At 53.9% G+C, this 529-nt stretch carries 1 protein-coding gene; it reads left to right on the plus strand.

Translation table 11 applies throughout. The annotated features are described in order from the left end of the window. On the plus strand, window positions 1-529 hold a 529-nt coding region (locus IEW93_RS21935; RefSeq protein ID WP_229706755.1), incomplete at both ends, for a hypothetical protein.

The raw sequence follows: 529 nt of genomic DNA on the forward strand, positions 1-529 counted from the left end.
AGCCCTGATGGTTTGACTGCAACTGGCACCAGTTCACCGCTAACGGTAACGGGCTTGACCAATGGTACGGCTTACACCTTCAGTGTGACTGCCACTAACAGTGCGGGTAACAGTAGTAGTTCAAGTGCTTCTAACAGCGTGACGCCGATAGGGGCGCAAACCATTACGTTCACCAATCCTGGTGCACAGAACATTGGCACCACCCCAACCTTAACGGCGAGTACCAGCTCAGGCTTAGCGCCAAGCTTTACCTCATCGACGACAGATGTGTGTACGGTGACCAGTGGTGGCGTGTTGAGTTTTGTCACAACAGGCAGCTGTACGATTAATGCCGATCAGGCAGGTAATGCGGCTTATTCAGCAGCAGCGCAGGTGAGTCAGACGTTTGATGTGAATGCAGTGGTTGCGGGCGCGCCGGTTATTGGCAGCGCAACAGCAGGTGATGCTCAGGCAAGCGTGAGCTTTACGGCGCCAGCCAATAATGGTGGCTCAGCAATTACGTCTTACACTGTGACCTCAAGCCCTGATG

It is taken from the genome of Shewanella inventionis (assembly GCF_014641855.1).
Taxonomy (GTDB): Bacteria; Pseudomonadota; Gammaproteobacteria; order Enterobacterales; family Shewanellaceae; genus Shewanella; species Shewanella inventionis.